Origin of the sequence: Oceaniserpentilla sp. 4NH20-0058, from assembly GCF_040371755.1 — a bacterium.
In the GTDB taxonomy this organism is placed as follows: Bacteria; Pseudomonadota; Gammaproteobacteria; order Pseudomonadales; family Oceanobacteraceae; genus Bermanella.
In genome coordinates this window covers 62,837-80,030 of record NZ_BAABWE010000012.1, presented here as the reverse complement: position 1 = coordinate 80,030, position 17,194 = coordinate 62,837, and the positions used below count along the sequence as shown (strand labels likewise).

Below are 17,194 nucleotides of genomic sequence, written 5' to 3'. Positions count from 1 at the left end.
CGACATAAGCGAAGCGCCATCCGACATGCAACCGTTGGGAGACGCTCGTACCTCACTTACCCAACCTATGGCTAGGTTGTTGTTTAGTTGTTATTGCTGAACACCCACCAGCAAAGGCCTACAAAGAATCAATAGAACAACTTACAGTTTATGAGGGTGTAGCTCGTTCATTAAGTTTGGCTTAATGGGTAAGTTAAGCTTACGGAGTAATTCCCACTAATTGGAGCTTCTAAACCTACAGATTGTAGGTTTAGAAGTGCCTAATAAGGGGGACGGGGTTAATCTTTAGGGCTTTACCCATCGGAGATCGACTCTTCAGTGATATTTTTACACCCGCGAAATTAGAAATAATTTGGTACAGAAAATAAAACCGTATACGATATAGGGAATAAGCAAGCCAGTGTAAGGGAGAACATGGCTCAACCGATTAAAGGTCATAACTTTCTAAGTAATACAGACCGATATCACATCAAAGAAGCTAAAGTCTTTTGCATACCTAATAACGCCTTCTATTTTCCATGTTTCTGGGTAGCTGCCGCCATATATGCAACAGACAATAAGATCCCATACCAACAATTAGATATTCACCCTGACATTGAAGGCTACGCTTCAGTTATCGGCTTCTCTCAAGTTTTAGGGGATACCACTCCTGTAAATAGACCCAAAGATGGCAGTGATTACTCTTCCATGGAGAAACTCGAAGATGATCAGTCAGCCGATGCCGGAAAATCTAGAATAGGTAACTGTCTCCGTGAGATGCTTAACACCAACAAGCTCAAAAACTCTGACCCCGTTAAAATTGCGATTAACGACCTAATCGGTGTAATCGGTGAACTTCACGACAATGTTGTGTCTCATTCCAAGGGCATTGGCTTTTCCGTTGCCCAAAGCCACCCATTTTACAAATATAAACAAGGTAGGTTTTTGAGCTTCGCTATAGCTGACAACGGTATTGGGTTTCTTTCTGAGCTAAAAGCGCGCAAGGTAGCGGATATAAATACAGACCAAGAAGCTATTGCTTGGTGTATTGTCAAAAACAACACATCTAAAAGAAAATCTGTTGATGATGAATGGGCTCAACGGGTCCCCAGTGACGCACATGTGAATCCATTTGGCCCACATATCACGACTAAGGATAAAGACAACAACCACCAAGGCTTAGGGCTAGACAAGCTTTGTCAACTAGTCACCAAGTACAAAGGTGAGCTGCGAATTGAATCTGGACGAGCAGCACTTTATGTGGATAATACCGGCGAACATCGCTATAGTGAAATTGATCACGGACAGGATGGCGTATCGATTTCCCTATTGCTCAATGTTGATGAATTTGAAAATCAAGTTCCTGAACAGCCAAGTAAGAAAGTAAAAGAGCTCATGAACAAGTTAAGGAGAAGGTCATGAATATAAAAATTTCTTTTGAAAACAATGATCTAGCATCAAGATCAACTGCCGCAGCAAAACGCGAGCAAGTTATGCCTTATCTTAAAGCAAATTCTGTTGTGAGCTTTGAATTTAAAAATGTTGAGTCAATTTCAGCTTCTTATGCTGATGAGTTGTTTGGAATCCTTACTGAGACATTTGGCTTAACTGCCGTTTCAGACAGAATCAAATTAATAAATTGTAATGATTTTTGTGCAAAGGAAGTTGCTGAAGCAATTTTTCGAAGAGCAGAGCAAGAACAACCACTTATTGTCTGCTAAATTAAGCAATAAAAGCATTACAATCTAACATGAAGAGGCGAAAGTCTCTTTTTTTTCGACTAAAAGAAATCCAAGTCCAGCCTCTAAGGGTGACCAAATCAAAAACAGACAGGCAAAAAAAAGCCCCTGCTAACTAGCAGGGGCTTTAAATAAATGGTGCCGACACCAAGAGTCGAACTCGGGACCTACTGATTACAAGTCAGTTGCTCTACCAACTGAGCTATGTCGGCACAGAAGTGGGGCGCATTTTATGGAGAACTTGCTTCGGGGTCAAGCGTTTCTCACCTATTTTTGCAGTTTTTTTCTAAATAGATTCAATAAGTTAGGGCTAACACTTCAATTAGCCCTAATTTGCCTATTACTTATCAACAACCTTTTCCATTTCATCAATGCTGATGTGGCGTACGTCCTTGCCTTTTACTAGGTAAATCACGTTTTCCGCAATGTTACGGGCGTGGTCACCAATACGTTCTAAAGCGCGCAATGACCAGATGACATTCATCACACGCTTGATTGAACGCGGGTCTTCCATCATGTAGGTAACCATTTCACGCATGGCGCTTTCGTATTCGCGGTCTACTTCTTTGTCTTCTTGGGCCACAGCTAGGGCGGTATCCACGTCTAGGCGAGCAAAGGCGGTTAGGGCGCTTTGGGTCATGCGGCGTACGCGATCACCGATGTGGCGGATTTCCACGTAACCACGAGGGGATTCCCCTTCTTCGCACAATTTCATGGCTAGACGGGCGATTTTGGCACTTTCGTCACCGATGCGCTCTAGGTCATTCACGGCTTTACTGGCGGCGATGATAAGGCGTAAATCACTGGCGGCTGGCTGACGTCGGGCAATAATGCGAGTGCATTCTTCGTCGATGTCGATTTCCATTTGGTTAATGCGTTTGTCAGTAGCGCGTACATTGACCGCTAGTTCGCTATCGGCATCAATTAGTGATTTGATGGCGTCGCCCACTTGCTGCTCAACTAAACCGCCCATTTCTAATAGATGGCTTTTGACGGCTTCTAGTTCGTCGTTGAATTGCTGACTGATGTGATCAGTATGAGCATCGTTTGTTAAATCCATTGTTTTCCCCTTGTGCTATTGCTAGCTGAATCTTTTTTCTGTCGCTTTATGGCCTTAGCTCATAATAAGCGTTAATGGCGCAGCTATGGCGCGGCAAAAATTGTCGAGTATGAGGCGTATATAGATAATACATAACGATTACGAGACAATTTTTAACAAAGCCAGAGCAAGTAAATTAGCTTATATCCCTTACTATTTTGAGCGTTAGCGGCGACGTACTGACAAGGCATATTCATTTTAAGTTTAAGGCGTGTATGAAAAATACATAACGCGAACTCAAAATGGATATAACGCCGTCAGCACGAGTAAGCTAGCTCAAAATTAGCCGTAACGACCTGTGATGTAGTCTTCCGTTTGTTTCTTCTGCGGATTAGTAAACAACTGATCCGTATCGCCAAACTCCACCATGTCACCCATGTACATAAAGGCTGTGTAATCACTCACCCGTGCGGCTTGTTGCATGTTGTGGGTTACGATGGCGATGGTGAAATCGTTTTTCAGCTCGTGTATCAACTCTTCAATTTTTAAGGTTGAAATTGGGTCAAGGGCTGATGCTGGTTCATCTAGCAATAGCACTTCTGGTTTAACTGCAATGGTGCGCGCAATCACAAGACGTTGCTGCTGACCACCGGACATGCCTAGAGCACTTTCGTGTAGACGGTCTTTCACTTCATTCCAAAGTGCAGCGCTTTTTAGTGCCCATTCCACGGTTTCATCTAATTCGCGTTTCTTCTTTATGCCTTGAATACGTAAACCATAGGCGACGTTTTCATAAATGCTTTTTGGAAATGGGTTAGGCTTTTGAAACACCATGCCTACACGACGACGCAATTCAGCCACGTCTACGCCTTTTTGGTAGATGTTTTGGTCATCTAATAATATTTCGCCGTTGATGTTACAACCATCAACCAAATCATTCATGCGGTTAAAGCAACGTAACAACGTTGATTTACCACAACCCGATGGCCCAATGAACGCGGTAACACGTTTTTTAGGGATCACCATGTCAATGCCGTGAAGGGCTTCTTTGTCGCCGTAACTTAAACGAAGGCCGTTCACCGTAAGTGCTGGTACTTCGTTACTTAAATCTAAGTGCTTAGATTCACGACCCATGGCCGACATGTCGATGCTATGGCCTTTTCTTTCAGTTGCTTCTGTCATAATCGTATTCACTATCTTTAAAATTCTGTTTTGTATCAGGAATCATCCTGTACGTTCACCGCTCTTTGCCATCCATGGCTCGCGGTGCAACCCACATGGAAGTGGGAAAGGCCGAAATTTGTCTGGAACAAATTCGGCGAGTGCATCCATGCACGTTACATCTCTAGCGATTTGTATTTTTCACGTAGGTGATTACGGATATAAATAGCTGATAAGTTCAGCAAGGCTATAACTATTACCAGTAATAAAGCGGTGGCGTATACCAGTGGTCGCGCCGCTTCTACGTTCGGGCTTTGGAAGCCTACGTCATAAATATGGAAGCCTAGGTGCATGAATTTTTGATCTAGGTGCAAGAATGGGTAGTTGCCATTTAATGGTAATGTTGGGGCCAATTTCACCACACCTACTAGCATAAGTGGCGCTACTTCACCGGCGGCTCGGGCCACGGCAAGTATCACACCTGTCATCATGGCTGGGCTGGCCATGGGTAAAATCACTCGGCTTAGGGTTTCCCACTTGGTGGCACCTAAGGCTAACGAGCCTTCACGAATGGTTCGAGGAATACGAGCTAACCCTTCTTCGGTGGCCACGATGACAACTGGTAAGGTTAATAGCGCTAACGTAATGGATGCCCACAACAAACCCGACGTACCAAACGTTGGGGAAGGCAGTGCTTCAGGGAAAAACAATTCATCAATGGTGCCCCCTAAAAAGTAAACAAAGAAACCCAAACCAAATACACCATAAACAATAGATGGCACACCGGCTAAGTTGTTTACCGCAATACGAATGATTTTAGTCACAGCGCCTTGTTTAGCATATTCACGCAAGTACACTGCGGCGACAACCCCTAATGGCGTTACCATAATGGCCATTAAGATCACCATTAATACCGTACCAAATATGGCTGGGAACACACCGCCTTCGGTATTGGCTTCACGTGGATCATCCCCTAAAAACTCACCCAGCTTAGAGAAGTAGTGCCCTACTTTTGCAAAAAAGCCCATGCTGTTTGGCTCAAACGCGCGCACCACTTCTTTCATTTCAATGTGAACGGTTTGTCCACCCATTTCGGTTGCGGTGAAGTGATCACGCTCTAAAGAGGCGTATAATTCGTTTAACTTCCCTTGATAACCTTCATATTCTTCGTTTAATGCTTTGCGCTGTGCATCTAGTTCTGCCTCTTGCTCTGGGCCGTAGGCGTTTTCTAATTCGTAAGCACGTTGCTGTAAACGTAGGCGTTCAATTTGATAATTAATGGCACCAATATCATGCTTTTGAATATCTGTGATTTCTTCATGGATCGCTAAAGCACGATCAATTAAGGTTTGGAAGTGACCCCAAGCTTTTGCATGGTCTTTTTTACCATCGGCAACCAATTTGTCGCCTTCGTAAATTTCACCTAAGAAGCCGTAAAAATTACCCCACTCGCGACGCTCTATGGCCATGGCGTTTTCTGGATATGAAACATCAGAAAGGTGATGCTCTAATACCCAGCGGAAGTCACCGCCGTACACATCACGATTACCGACTTTAATCAAAATTCGCTTGGCTTCGGCTGCACCGTCTAATGTGTTTAAACCAATGGCTTTTAATTGAGATTGCGGCACCATTTCGCTGTCGCTGATTTGGCCCATGATAATAGTAGGTTCGTTATCAGGTAATGTGTATGTGGCCTCCATGATTTTACCCGGCCAAAAGTGCACAAGACCTTTTGCCGCGATAAATCCAATTAGGCCTAACACCATAATAATACTGATGGCCACGGCACCGGCGTTTAACCAAATAAACGGCGAGCCTGATTTAATCCACTCTTTTACTGAAACTCTCATGAATTTATCTCCTACAACTGACCGTATTTAGTGCGTAAACGCTGACGTATGGTTTCAGCTGCGGTGTTAAATACAAATGTAAATAAGAACAATACAAAACCGGTTAAGAACAAGATGCGGTAATGGCTTGAGCCCACTTCTGATTCTGGAATTTCCACTGCAATGTTGGCCGCTAAGGTACGCATACCTTCAAAGATATTCATGTCGGTGATTGGTGTGTTACCTGTTGCCATGAGTACGATCATGGTTTCACCCACCGCACGACCCAGACCAATCATTAACGCTGAAAATATACCGGGGCTGGCCGTTGGTAACACCACTTTAATCATGGTTTGCCATGGTGTCGCGCCAAGTGCTAACGAGCCATAGCTTAACGACTTAGGTACGCTGAATATGGCATCTTCTGCGATGGAGAAAATAGTGGGTATAACAGCAAAGCCCATGGCTAAACCAACAATAAGTGCGTTACGCTGGCTAAAGCTCACGCCTAAATCGTTGTTCAACCATGTTGTCATGGAGCCACCAAAAAACAGTTGCTCTAATGATGGGCTAAATTGTATGGCCACATAAACCGCTAAAATAATAACAGGGATAAGTAGTACCGAATCCCAACCGTCGGGCACCGCGTGTCGAATTTTTGCAGGCAAGTTCACCCATGTGAAGCCAAATACCAACATGGATATGGGCACCACTATCATCATGATAAAGATGCCCAGCAAGTTGTTTTCAATAAATGGCGCTAGTGCTAAACCCGCTAAGAAACCTAAGATTACCGTTGGCAATGCTTCCATTAATTCGATAATCGGTTTTACTTTTCGACGCAGTGCTGGTGCCATAAAGTAAGCCGTGTAAACAGCGCCAGCAATGGCTAAGGGTGCGGCCAATAACATGGCATAAAACGCCCCTTTCAAGGTACCAAACACTAACGGTACAAGTGAGTATTTCGGTTCAAAGTCAGACGATGATGATGAGCTTTGCCATGTGTAGGCGGGTTCTTCATAACCTTCATACCACACTTCATCCCACATAGAGGCCCACGAAATTTCTGGATGTTCGTTATCGACTTTGAAGTGGCTGATTTTGCCGTCTTGGGTTTCGATAAGTAAATCTTTTGCGCGCGGGCTAACGGTTAAGTTAACGATTTCGCTATCAACGAGTTTTTCATTATATAAAGTGCGGTGTGCGGTACTATGATAGATAGCAACATGGCCATCTTCACCCGCCACAAAGAACCCTTTACGGCGTTGTTCGGATGTAATGGCGTTGACTTGCCCTTCGCCCATTTCAAATTGACGTACTTGCTGCAAACGCCACTTGCCTTCTTTACGCGCCATAAACCACTGGCTAATTTGACCGGTGCTGGTGCCAATTAATAATGAGTTTTCACCAAGAAGCATATCTAAGCTAGTGATCACGCCCACTTCATCGAGGGTGACGGTTTGTTCTAGTGTGCCGCTATCCAAATTCACCACGTGCATTAAGCGTTGATCCGCCAGCACAAACATCCAGTTCATGCCTTGGTCTATTTCTACTTGGTTAATGGTGCCAGAAATATTAGGCAGGCTAACAGGCTCGGCTTCGAGCACTACTTCGTCGCTTAGAAAATCCACTTCTTTATTGAAGCGGGTAATGTATAGCTCCCCTTGAGCATCAATTGCTGCAAGTACTAATGCGTCTTCGCCATCACGCATGCTGATGTTGTTTACTTGGGTTGGGGTATCAAATAACGAAAGCGGCTCATCACCGTATGGGAAATCCACTTTAGGGGTAATTAAGCGCACATCATTAGGGTAGGTAATACGGTAGTTATGTTTTGCGATTAAGGCGTCACCGTCCTGATTCACAAATGCCATGGTGCGCGAGGCTTGGGTGTTAATGTCGAACGCTTTGATTTCGCCTTGTAACGGCAAACGGTATTCTTTGATGGTTTCGCCAGTGGTCACACCAAAGAAGGTAAATTGGCCATTTTCTTGGATACGCAAACCCACTTCGGCTTGCTCTTCCATGGCTAATAATAAAGTTGGTGATTGGCTTTGACTACCAGGAAGTACGTATTCATTACGTTTTTCCACATCTGCTGGCACAAACATGGGGGCTACTTCATAAAGCAAATAAAAGAATATTAACAGCACGGCACCAATGATGCTTAAACCGCCAACGGCAATACCACTTTTTGCAAACTGGTCTTTAAATGCACGGGCTTTGCGATGGCGTCGCAAGGCGGGCGTGTCAAAATCTATATCGGGTGCTGTTGGCGTACTCATATTTCGCTGTCACTTTCATTCGCTAAAACGGGCGCTATTGTAACGGCAAGCGCCCGTGATATACATATTTGTTTACTACTGATACACAAGCGGGGGATAAATCCCCCGAAGTGTTTGACTGATTTTAATCAAGCTTATTGATTAAAGGCCAAGCTTTTTAAGTGTCTTTTCAACTACTTTAGCAGGTAGTGCGATGTAACCATCTTTATCCACAATGCCTTGACCTTGTTGAGACATGATCATTTTAATGAACTCACGCTCGATTGGGGCCAATGGGCTGTTTGGCTTTTTGTTTACATACACGTACAAGAAGCGAGAAAGTGGGTAAGCACCCGTTACTGCGTTTGCAGGTGTTGCTTCAACATACTTACCGCCTTTCTTAGAAAGTGGTACCGCTTTAACACTAGAGGTTCTGTAACCCATACCTGAGTAGCCAATACCGTTCACAGAAGTCGATACTGATTGAACAACAGAAGCTGAACCCGGTTGCTCTTTCACAGTGTTTTTGAAGTCACCTTTACACAGGGCCACTTTTTTGAAGTAACCATAAGTACCCGATACAGAGTTACGACCGTATAGTTCTACTTTTTTGTTTGCCCAAGAACCAGTCAAACCAGCATCTCCCCAAGTAGAAACGTCTTTCGCTGTACCACACTTACGGGTACGAGAGAAAATAGCGTCTACTTCTTTAATGGTAAGACCTTTCACTGGATTATCTTTGTTTACGAATACCGCAAGCGCATCGATAGCAACAGGAATAGCCGTTGGCTTGTAGCCGAATTTGTTTTCGAAAGACTCAATTTCTTTGTCTTTCATTTTACGGCTCATTGGGCCTAGGTTTGATGTACCTTCAGTCAGAGCTGGTGGCGCAGTTGAAGAACCGGCCGCTTGAATTTGAATGTTCACATTTGGGTATTGGCGCTTAAATTCTTCCGCCCAAAGGGTCATCATGTTAGCTAGGGTATCTGAACCCACACTGGATACGTTACCCGATACACCGCTGGCTTTTTTGTAGGTTGGAATCTCAGCATCTACTGCTGCAACAGCCGGCAGGCTAAGAGCGCTGGCTACTAGGCTTACCGAGGCTAAAAGCTTAGTTAGTTTCATTTGCTTGTCTCCTTTTGGAGTTAATCGCTTTATGGACGCTGCCTAATATATTTCACAAATATGACATTAATGTTACAGCCTGTCATAAAACTGAAATCATTAAAAATGGCACATTACGCCTAATAAAAACGCGCAAAGCACCATGTTTGCTCACCGTAACCACTCACAAGACACCCCAATAACACTAAACACAGGTATAATGCGGCCAATTTTCTTCATTAGTTATGTCATGAATTCATTACAGTTGCGCATTGAAGCTCTAATTCGACAAATTGGATTAGGCACCCGTTACCTTAGTTTAGTTTTAGTAATTGTCACGGCACTGGTTGTCGCCCTTAGGTATTTGTTTAATTGGGCTCCCATTGCACTACAAGAAATCATGACTTACTTACACGCCGGTTTGTTTATGCTGGGCGCTGCCTATACCTTGCAACAAGAAGGGCATGTACGAGTTGATGTGTTCTACCAACATATGAGCGAACGCAAAAAGCACTGGATCAACCTTTTTGGTACGTTGTTTTTACTGCTGCCCACCTGTATTTTCATTTTTGTTATTTGCCTACCTTATGTACAAAGCAGCATCGAAATGAACGAAAGCAGCATCGAAGGTAACGGCCTGCCTTATTTATTTGTATTGAAAAGCTTACTACTCATATTACCTGTGCTGCTTTCACTGCAGGGCATAGCGTTCATCATTCAACACGGCCTCGCCCTTAAAAGCATGAATCAAGCGGAGGGCCAATAACATGGAACTTATGCCTTTTGTCATGTTTATTGTGGTATGTGGTGTGCTAATGCTGGGCTACCCTGTGGCGTTTACCCTATCAGGGGTAGCGTTGATATTTGCCCTACTAGGTACGCTCACCGGCCAATTTGATACTGCATTTTTAGAAGCCCTGCCAAATCGCCTATTTGGCATTATGGGTAACCAACTGCTGATTGCGGTGCCCTTGTTTGTATTTATGGGAATCATGCTAGAAAAGAGCAAAATTGCTGAGAACCTGCTTAAAACCATGGGGGGCTTGTTCGGCACCATGCGTGGCGGTTTAGCTATATCGGTGATTCTGGTGGGCATGTTACTGGCGGCTAGCACCGGTATTATCGGAGCCACGGTAGTTACCATGGGTGTGATTACCTTGCCTACCATGCTGAAAAACAATTACAGCCCCTCTTTAGCCACTGGCACCATTTGCGCAACAGGCACACTGGGACAAATCATCCCTCCTTCTATGGCGCTTATTTTACTGGCAGACGTGCTTTCTAGTGCTTATCAACAAGCCCAGTTAAAAATGGGGATTTTTAGCCCTGAGACTGTTTCTGTGGCGGACTTATTCATGGGGGCCATTATTCCCGGATTGCTATTAGTATTGGGCTACATAGCTTACGTTGTAGTATTGGCATGGCTTAAACCTGAAACCGCCCCTGCCATGACTCAAACTGATGAAAAAGCCTCATGGATAGATGCCATTAAACAAGTGGCTCCACCTTTATTGCTGATCATTGCAGTACTTGGCAGTATTTTAACGGGCATTGCTACCCCCACCGAAGCCGCAGGGGTTGGCGCTATCGGGGCCACTCTATTAGCCTTTCTAAATAAAAGCTTATCTATCAAGCAGTTAAAAGAAACCATGGATGGCACCTTAAATGTCAGTGCTATGGTATTTATGATTTTCTTTGGGGCGGCAATTTTCTCACTAGTGTTTCGTGGCTATGGCGGTGATGAATTAGTTGAAGGTTTCTTCCATGACATGCCCGGTGGTGTGATTGGTGCCACCATCGTCGTAATGGTGGTGATCTTTTTCTTAGGCTTCATCTTAGACTTTATTGAAATCACCTTTGTGGTAGTACCCATTGTGGCACCAGTGTTATTAGCCATGGGCCTAGACCCTGTATGGCTAGGCATCATGATTGCCATTAACCTGCAAACCAGCTTTTTAACCCCACCGTTTGGCTTTGCATTGTTCTACTTACGCGGTGTAGCAGGAGATACAGTTAAAAGCCTAGAGATCTACAAAGGGGTATTGCCTTTTATCGCCATACAATTATTGGTACTGGTTCTACTTGCTTGCATACCAGAACTGGCCACTTGGCTTCCGGATCAAATTTACGGATAACCCTAACACCTGCCGGCAACATGGCGCTCATTAACGACACAGGGGCCTTAAAATTTGTCCGAACACTCAGTTTACTTGTATTAAAACCTTAACAAAGGTAAAACAAGCTTAACTAATAAATATAATAAGACGTCTTATGAATCAGTACACAGAAGACACACCGCTACCTAATGGGCGACTCACATTACGAGTTATTCCTACCCATGCTGACTGCAACGCCTCGGGAGATATATCCGGTGGCTGGGTGCTTAACACCATGGATACCGCCGCTGAAGACACCGCCCGCATGATATCAAAAGGTCGCGTGGCCATGGTTGCCAGTGAGCCTACGGCCTTTTTATCTCCCGTTAAAATGGGCAATGCCATTTGTTGCTATACCAAGGTGAAAGAGATTGGTCGCTCATCTATCCATGTGCAAGTGGAAGTGTGGAGCCAAAACACCTACTACGACGAACTAACAAAGGTATGTGAATCCACCTTTGTATATGTGGCTAAAGATGAAAATGGGCGTATTAGGGCTGTGCCGCAGGATTAGCGAGTAGATTGTCTTTTGATTAAGTCAGCTGAAGCCAGAAGTACACTTGTTCTATCAACTCAATTCAATATAATCCCCTTCCTTTGAAATACAGAGGTAAGGGATTGATGCCGTATTTACTTTTTATTGCTCTACTGTTTGCTTATACCTCTAATACACACGCCAATGCATTTGGTATTTCTGAGCTAAAGCCTTATGAGACTTGGTTAGAAGTTGGGTTTTCAAATCAAGACTCTACAACAACCCATGGATCTGAACTTCGCTATGGCCAATCCAGTAATTATCAGGCGCCCAGCATTAATTATATAGATACAACAGAAACACCCAAGCTCATTGAACGTCAAGCTTTTACCATAGCAAGAGCCTTTACAAAGCAGTTTGATCAAACATACACCCCTATCATTGGCTTAACGTATCAAGAAATTAACCAAGAAACGGGTCATCCCAATTTCACATACACAGATTACGATTATGTTGAGTCAGCTACTTATTTAACCAAGCTGAGTGTGGGTGCTTCATTGTCAAATAAATCAAACCTCAATTATTCGTCATTTCTATTTACTCAACAATCAAACAACTCCTTTAATGTACGCAATCAATCTGGAATTGAGTTTGGTATTCGATATAAAAATTTATTTGATATCGCAGATAACAAACTGAATGTTATTGCTACTTATTTTGAGAAAAGTACTCATACCTCAGGAGGCCATAGCCTTACCATTGAGAACAACAGTTTGTTCACAATCAATCACCTTTTAAAGTTTGATGTGAAGGCATCACTTACCTATAAATCAAATGAGAGCAATAGAAATTTTTATTCTGGTGTTATTTATAGTACTGAGTTAATTGATCCAGAGGCACTTACCGATGAAAACGGAATTATTGCGTACGAAGAATTATATGGAGGGGAGCCTCAGCTAATCGTTTCTGAATATTCAACTACATACGATTATATCTATTCTTACGGCGCCAGTTTTTATTTCCAACCCTTCCAAAATATTAGTTTTAAATTGAGTGCTGAAAAGAATCTAGTTGAAGGCACTCGTGACCAATCAAGTATTTTTAATATCAATCAAGAAGTGATAGGGCTTTCCTTGGTAAGTTATTTTTAAATAAAAACGAGAGCTAGTTTCTTAAAGTGACTGTCCTATTTATAAGTGTGCGCGAAATAAATATCCCCTGATAACGCCTCGCTTATCTTTTGATGGTACGTAAACTCTTTTCCATTGTCAGCGGTTATTGTGCACACAACCTCTTTTGTAAGACATGAGTAATGAAATCGTCGCGCGAGTAACATCTTCTACACTCTTACTGTTTACTTGTGCGAAAACAGTATGCTTCGTGACTCTTTCAACGATTGTGACTAACGCGCCACTGTGACCTTTACCAATAACGGTATTGATTTCCCAGTCACCAATGCGTGATTATTCATCAACAATACTGGGCCTATCCTCTATACTCACCCAGCTCTTAATCTGACCCCGCGTTGATTTTCCGTTACGGCGCTTACCCTGTTGTCACAGGTGTTTATATAAATCCCCACCAGCATATTTGTCGGCCCAAACATGAAGGTATATTGTTTCATAATTGATGATCTGTTCTTTCTCATATAGTAACCATCCTGATATTTTTTCAGGGCTCCATTCTATCTAGAGCTTAGAATTAATGAGATCCTTCATTGTCTTGGTTATCTTTGTTGGCTTTGATGCGTTTTTAGCCCTCAAGCCACCGAGGGTTCGAGCCTGAATAGGGAGGTGCCCCTTTTACCCTGTATTGCGAGCCTGTTCTCTGCTTACCGTCAATTAGCTCACTCCAATACAGTCAGCTATCACTCTTTAACTACAACCCATTTTCTTTAGTGCTGAAATCTGGCATTGTTACTCATAGGTTAGCTCTCATCATTGCTCATCTCTTGCCGGAGAAAAATAATAGAGATTACCTTCAGCTAGCCTCTTCTTCTACCGGTGTGAATGATGAACTTCAGATTTGAATCCGCGTTATACTAAAGGGAAAAGATATGAATAAAATATTATTGTGTCTACTGCTTGTTGCTGCACATGTAAAAGCGAGTGATGTTAATAATGTAATGCACTACGGAGCAGTTCCAAACGACGGGGCTGATGACACGCCTGCTTTTGTAAGTGCAATATCGAATTCAAACGGTGTTGTGTATATTCCAGCTGGGGAGTATAACTTGTCTTCACAGCTAAGATTTACAGGCTCAGTTCAGGCGTTAAAGGGAGATGGCATGGGAGTGTCTCGTTTAATATGGGAGTCTGGGAATGGAGTATATTTTAAACCACCTGTTGGTTATAAAGGTGTTGCCTTATTGCAAGGAATATCTCTAATTACACAAGCTTCTGATTCTGGTAATGCATTTCATTATAATGGTCTTAATAATGTTTCAAATCAGATTGTAAACCCAAGGACTAAAGCAAAATTAGTTATCAGAGACATTGAATTAAATGGATACAGTTCTCAAGCTGCTTCTGGGTGGAACAGAGGGGCTATTATTGACGAGTCTTTAGGAGTTATTGTTAGCGGCTTTCGTTTTGGCGGGCAAGTTGCTCCATTGGATCGGCCTATGAGTGATGTCGCTATTTGGATGAGGGGAAAGGGAAAACCAGTTGAAGTTACTATGTCAGATGTATCTGTCTATCATACAAAACATGCGATTTTAGTAAAAGATCATGAGGGCTTATTTATTGAAAATGCTAACTTAGTAGCTGTTGATTTTGGTGTTCAGATGGAAACTGATGTGGAAGGAACAAAACCTCAGCTTAATATTAGTGATTCTCATATAAATTGTAGAGTAGCATGTGTTGTAACCAATGATATTAATGATATCAGTGTTAAGAATAACTTATTTTATCTTCGAAGTTCAGCAGAGAAAAATGGATTTGGAGTAAAATTAACTGGTTTAGGAAAGCGCTTTATCATTTCTGGAAATATTTTTGCTTCCACTTCTTCTCTTCGGAACTTTGATGCCGTTTACTCTACGGGAAGCTATGGTTTAATCAGCAACAATGTTTTCAATAATGGTAATAGAGGAACATCGGTATGGCTGGGAAATGGTAGTGACCAAGTAAGAGGAAGCGGGAATCTTTGTAATAGTTGCGGTGATCGCTTCCTTAATTGGGGGGCAGCTTCGAATAGAATTAAATTTGATAATTAGTTCTATAAAATATCATCGTGTTATATGAGCGCTGTCTTTTTTGATAAAGTACTCTAAGAAATATAAGTTACCCTATTTTTAGTTAGGCCTCTAAAGTGATAATAAAAAACCGGCCCCTTTCTGAACTGCACCCCATAAGCTGGACGCTTAACCCACCTTTTGGGTGTTTTTATGACCAAGTACAGTAAACACATTAAACTCACTGCCGCTAGAAAATATCTTACGTCGAATGACTTACCAGAAACGATCAATAATTCAGACACCCAGTACACCAAGCAAAGCTGGCATTAGATTTGAGATGAAAGCCCTCTATTTGGTAAGGCTTAGCAAGCCACCAAAACCTGAGCCATGGGCGGTAATCGGTCCTAGTATCAAGTTTGAAGTGCGACAATAACCATCAAACCCCATAGTACATTTCATCAGGTGTTTTGCAGTTGAACCGCTTCCTCGGCCGACTGTTAATTTGTGCTGCGATCTGATCGCAGCGTTGCTGAGTTATACTAGCCATACTCTCAGTCTTTGGTAAGTACTGGCGAATCAGTCCATTCACGTTTTCATTACTGCCTCGCTCCCAAGAATGATAATCGAACAACGTTCTAATCCAAATAAGGCTGCGGTGGCTTTAGCCAGCCTGCTTGCGAGGTTAATTTGAACATTGCTACAGAAAAACGAAATGTATCAAATTAAAGTGTAGGAAATTATATTTTTAAACTTTCAATCTTAAGTTGTGCACTAAAGATGAACTAGCGGTTAATCCGCCTCAACCCAAGCCTGGTTAAGACAAGGTTTTAAAAAACGAGTGAGTGTTTTAGACAGTTAAGCGCGGACCTCATCTAGGGCCTGAAATAATATTTTCCACAAATAGCGCTCGAATATATATCAGTGAAACTGCAATCTTATGTACAAAAAATTGATTAGCAATAATTAGGGTAAAAATTCTTCCCAAGAATTGCATTTGACTTGACACTTACTGGGCGTCCATACGTATCTTTTTAATTTTCCTTTAACTTACTGCATCCATATAAACTCTATTATAAAAACAGGAGCTGATAGCTCCCATTTTTGATCAATTTTTAACTAACATCAGTCACGCGCATTCAAATACGCTTGCTCTGAAATTTTGTGATACTCCACCACATTATCTCGATACGCTTTATAAGACTCGTACACCTTTTTGCTCATTGGGTCTTTAGCGGCCAGTTCATCCAATACTTCGGTTGAGAGTCCTTCTAATTTTTTAAGTACTTCATTTGGAAAGGCACGTAGTTGTACGCCGTGTTTTTCAACTAAGTCTTTTAGTGCTTGGTTATTACGGGCCGTGTATTCATCCAGCATGTCTTGGTTAGCCGCACGTGCAGCCACTTTAACAATGGCTTGCAAGTCTTTTGGCAATGTTGCAAATGCATCTTTATTAATGGTGTATTCCATCATTGAGCCCGGCTCGTGCCAGCCCGGGTAGTAGTAGTATTTAGCTGCTTTGTGTAATCCAAAGGCTAGGTCATTGTATGGGCCAACCCATTCCGTTGCGTCGATGGCACCCGTTTGCAATGCGGTAAATAATTCAGCTCCCGGTAATGTCACAGGTGTGCCGCCAGCACGTTGCAGCACTTCACCACCTAAGCCCGGAATGCGCATTTTTAAGCCGTCTAAGTCTTTTAGGTTGTTGATCTCTTTATTAAACCAGCCCCCCATTTGTACGCCAGCATTACCACCGGATAACGGAATTAGGTTAAATGGTGCGTAGACTTCTTCCCATAGCTCTAAACCGCCGCCGTATTGAATCCAGCCATTCATTTCTTGTGCGGTTAAGCCAAACGGTACGGATGTAAAAAACTGTGCCGCAGGTGATTTACCTTTCCAGTAATAAGCACCACTGTGACCCATTTCTGCGGTGCCGCGAGATACCGCATCAAATACTTCTAGTGCAGGGACTAACTGACCTGCACCGTATACTTTAATTTGCAAACGGCCGTTTGACATGTCTTTTACCATGTCAGCGAATCTTTCTGGGTTTGTACCAAGGCCCGGAAAGTTTTTCGGCCAGCTGGTGACTAACTTCCATTTAAAGACTTGTTGTTCTGCCGCTTTGCTTGTTCCGGCTTGGTTTTCTTTTTCACCGCAGGCCATTAGCATCATGCTAAGTGCTAGGGTGAATATTAATTTTAGTTTCATTGATCACTCCATTTTTTAATTTTATATTTTTTTAATTCAATTTTTTGTACGTGATA

13 protein-coding genes, 1 tRNA gene and 1 pseudogene are annotated in these 17,194 nt (G+C 42.8%); 7 read left to right on the top strand and 8 right to left on the bottom strand.

The annotated features are described in order from the left end of the window. Positions 1–414 precede the first annotated feature (414 nt). Positions 415–1,401, top strand: a complete 987-nt coding sequence (locus ABWV45_RS14715) for a hypothetical protein (protein WP_353352479.1) — start codon at positions 415–417, stop codon at positions 1,399–1,401. Further along, on the top strand, positions 1,398–1,700 hold the full coding sequence (locus ABWV45_RS14710) for an STAS-like domain-containing protein (protein ID WP_353352478.1): 303 nt from the start codon (positions 1,398–1,400) through the stop codon (positions 1,698–1,700). Before ABWV45_RS14715 ends, ABWV45_RS14710 begins: the two co-directional genes overlap by 4 nt. A 154-nt stretch (positions 1,701–1,854) precedes the next feature. On the opposite strand, the gene ABWV45_RS14705 is transcribed toward ABWV45_RS14710, so the two are convergent. From ABWV45_RS14705 to ABWV45_RS14680, 6 genes are all read right to left on the bottom strand, one after another. Next, positions 1,855–1,930, bottom strand: a tRNA-Thr gene (locus ABWV45_RS14705). Positions 1,931–2,058: 128 nt separating this feature from the next. Then, positions 2,059–2,778, bottom strand: coding sequence for a phosphate signaling complex protein PhoU (phoU, locus tag ABWV45_RS14700; RefSeq protein WP_353352477.1), 720 nt, complete (start codon positions 2,776–2,778; stop codon positions 2,059–2,061). Positions 2,779–3,099: 321 nt separating this feature from the next. After that, positions 3,100–3,939: a phosphate ABC transporter ATP-binding protein PstB gene (pstB, locus tag ABWV45_RS14695; protein WP_353352476.1), complete on the bottom strand. Its 840-nt coding sequence runs from the start codon at positions 3,937–3,939 to the stop codon at positions 3,100–3,102. 155 nt (positions 3,940–4,094) lie between these two features. Then, the gene (gene pstA, locus ABWV45_RS14690) at positions 4,095–5,771 is read right to left on the bottom strand and encodes a phosphate ABC transporter permease PstA (RefSeq protein WP_353352475.1); all 1,677 of its coding nucleotides are present in this window, start codon (positions 5,769–5,771) and stop codon (positions 4,095–4,097) included. A gap of 11 nt (positions 5,772–5,782) precedes the next feature. After that, positions 5,783–8,035 carry an ABC transporter permease subunit gene (locus ABWV45_RS14685; protein WP_353352474.1) on the bottom strand — a complete coding sequence of 751 codons (2,253 nt, stop codon included), beginning with the start codon at positions 8,033–8,035 and terminating at the stop codon, positions 5,783–5,785. A gap of 141 nt (positions 8,036–8,176) precedes the next feature. Next, complete coding sequence (locus ABWV45_RS14680; RefSeq protein ID WP_353352473.1) at positions 8,177–9,142, bottom strand: PstS family phosphate ABC transporter substrate-binding protein; 966 nt, start codon at positions 9,140–9,142, stop codon at positions 8,177–8,179. Positions 9,143–9,371: 229 nt separating this feature from the next. Here ABWV45_RS14680 and ABWV45_RS14675 point away from each other — a divergent pair, with 229 nt between their 5' ends. The 5 genes from ABWV45_RS14675 to ABWV45_RS14655 all read left to right on the top strand — a co-directional run bounded on the left by ABWV45_RS14675 (position 9,372) and on the right by ABWV45_RS14655 (position 14,966). Then, on the top strand, positions 9,372–9,887 hold the full coding sequence (locus ABWV45_RS14675) for a TRAP transporter small permease subunit (RefSeq protein ID WP_353352472.1): 516 nt from the start codon (positions 9,372–9,374) through the stop codon (positions 9,885–9,887). Between the two features lies 1 nt (position 9,888). Then, positions 9,889–11,256, top strand: a complete 1,368-nt coding sequence (locus ABWV45_RS14670) for a TRAP transporter large permease (RefSeq protein WP_353352471.1) — start codon at positions 9,889–9,891, stop codon at positions 11,254–11,256. 136 nt (positions 11,257–11,392) lie between these two features. Then, entirely contained in the window at positions 11,393–11,791 is a 399-nt protein-coding gene (locus tag ABWV45_RS14665; protein WP_353352470.1) for an acyl-CoA thioesterase, read from the top strand. A 107-nt stretch (positions 11,792–11,898) separates the two neighbouring features. Continuing rightward, on the top strand, positions 11,899–12,903 hold the full coding sequence (locus tag ABWV45_RS14660; protein ID WP_353352469.1) for a hypothetical protein: 1,005 nt from the start codon (positions 11,899–11,901) through the stop codon (positions 12,901–12,903). A 905-nt stretch (positions 12,904–13,808) separates the two neighbouring features. Beyond that, positions 13,809–14,966 (top strand): glycosyl hydrolase family 28-related protein, encoded by a 1,158-nt coding sequence (locus ABWV45_RS14655; protein WP_353352468.1) that lies wholly within the window; start codon positions 13,809–13,811, stop codon positions 14,964–14,966. Between the two features lie 397 nt (positions 14,967–15,363). On the opposite strand, the pseudogene ABWV45_RS14650 reads toward ABWV45_RS14655, so the two are convergent. Together ABWV45_RS14650 and ABWV45_RS14645 are read right to left on the bottom strand one after the other, a co-directional pair. Continuing rightward, positions 15,364–15,552: pseudogene (locus tag ABWV45_RS14650) on the bottom strand (transposase); the annotation flags it as partial. 497 nt (positions 15,553–16,049) lie between these two features. After that, a complete protein-coding gene (locus ABWV45_RS14645; RefSeq protein WP_353352467.1) occupies positions 16,050–17,138 on the bottom strand; it encodes a TRAP transporter substrate-binding protein in 1,089 nt (362 codons plus the stop codon). Between the last annotated feature and the right edge of the window lie 56 nt (positions 17,139–17,194).

Coding starts and splice junctions, on each gene's coding strand:
- pstB (WP_353352476.1), bottom strand. CDS start 3,939: ATGACAGAAGCAACTGAAAGAAAAGGCCATAGCATCGACATGTCGGCC.
- ABWV45_RS14675 (WP_353352472.1), top strand. CDS start 9,372: ATGAATTCATTACAGTTGCGCATTGAAGCTCTAATTCGACAAATTGGA.
- ABWV45_RS14655 (WP_353352468.1), top strand. CDS start 13,809: ATGAATAAAATATTATTGTGTCTACTGCTTGTTGCTGCACATGTAAAA.
- pstA (WP_353352475.1), bottom strand. CDS start 5,771: ATGAGAGTTTCAGTAAAAGAGTGGATTAAATCAGGCTCGCCGTTTATT.
- ABWV45_RS14670 (WP_353352471.1), top strand. CDS start 9,889: ATGGAACTTATGCCTTTTGTCATGTTTATTGTGGTATGTGGTGTGCTA.
- ABWV45_RS14715 (WP_353352479.1), top strand. CDS start 415: ATGGCTCAACCGATTAAAGGTCATAACTTTCTAAGTAATACAGACCGA.
- ABWV45_RS14685 (WP_353352474.1), bottom strand. CDS start 8,035: ATGAGTACGCCAACAGCACCCGATATAGATTTTGACACGCCCGCCTTG.
- ABWV45_RS14680 (WP_353352473.1), bottom strand. CDS start 9,142: ATGAAACTAACTAAGCTTTTAGCCTCGGTAAGCCTAGTAGCCAGCGCT.
- ABWV45_RS14710 (WP_353352478.1), top strand. CDS start 1,398: ATGAATATAAAAATTTCTTTTGAAAACAATGATCTAGCATCAAGATCA.
- ABWV45_RS14665 (WP_353352470.1), top strand. CDS start 11,393: ATGAATCAGTACACAGAAGACACACCGCTACCTAATGGGCGACTCACA.
- ABWV45_RS14645 (WP_353352467.1), bottom strand. CDS start 17,138: ATGAAACTAAAATTAATATTCACCCTAGCACTTAGCATGATGCTAATG.
- ABWV45_RS14660 (WP_353352469.1), top strand. CDS start 11,899: ATGCCGTATTTACTTTTTATTGCTCTACTGTTTGCTTATACCTCTAAT.
- phoU (WP_353352477.1), bottom strand. CDS start 2,778: ATGGATTTAACAAACGATGCTCATACTGATCACATCAGTCAGCAATTC.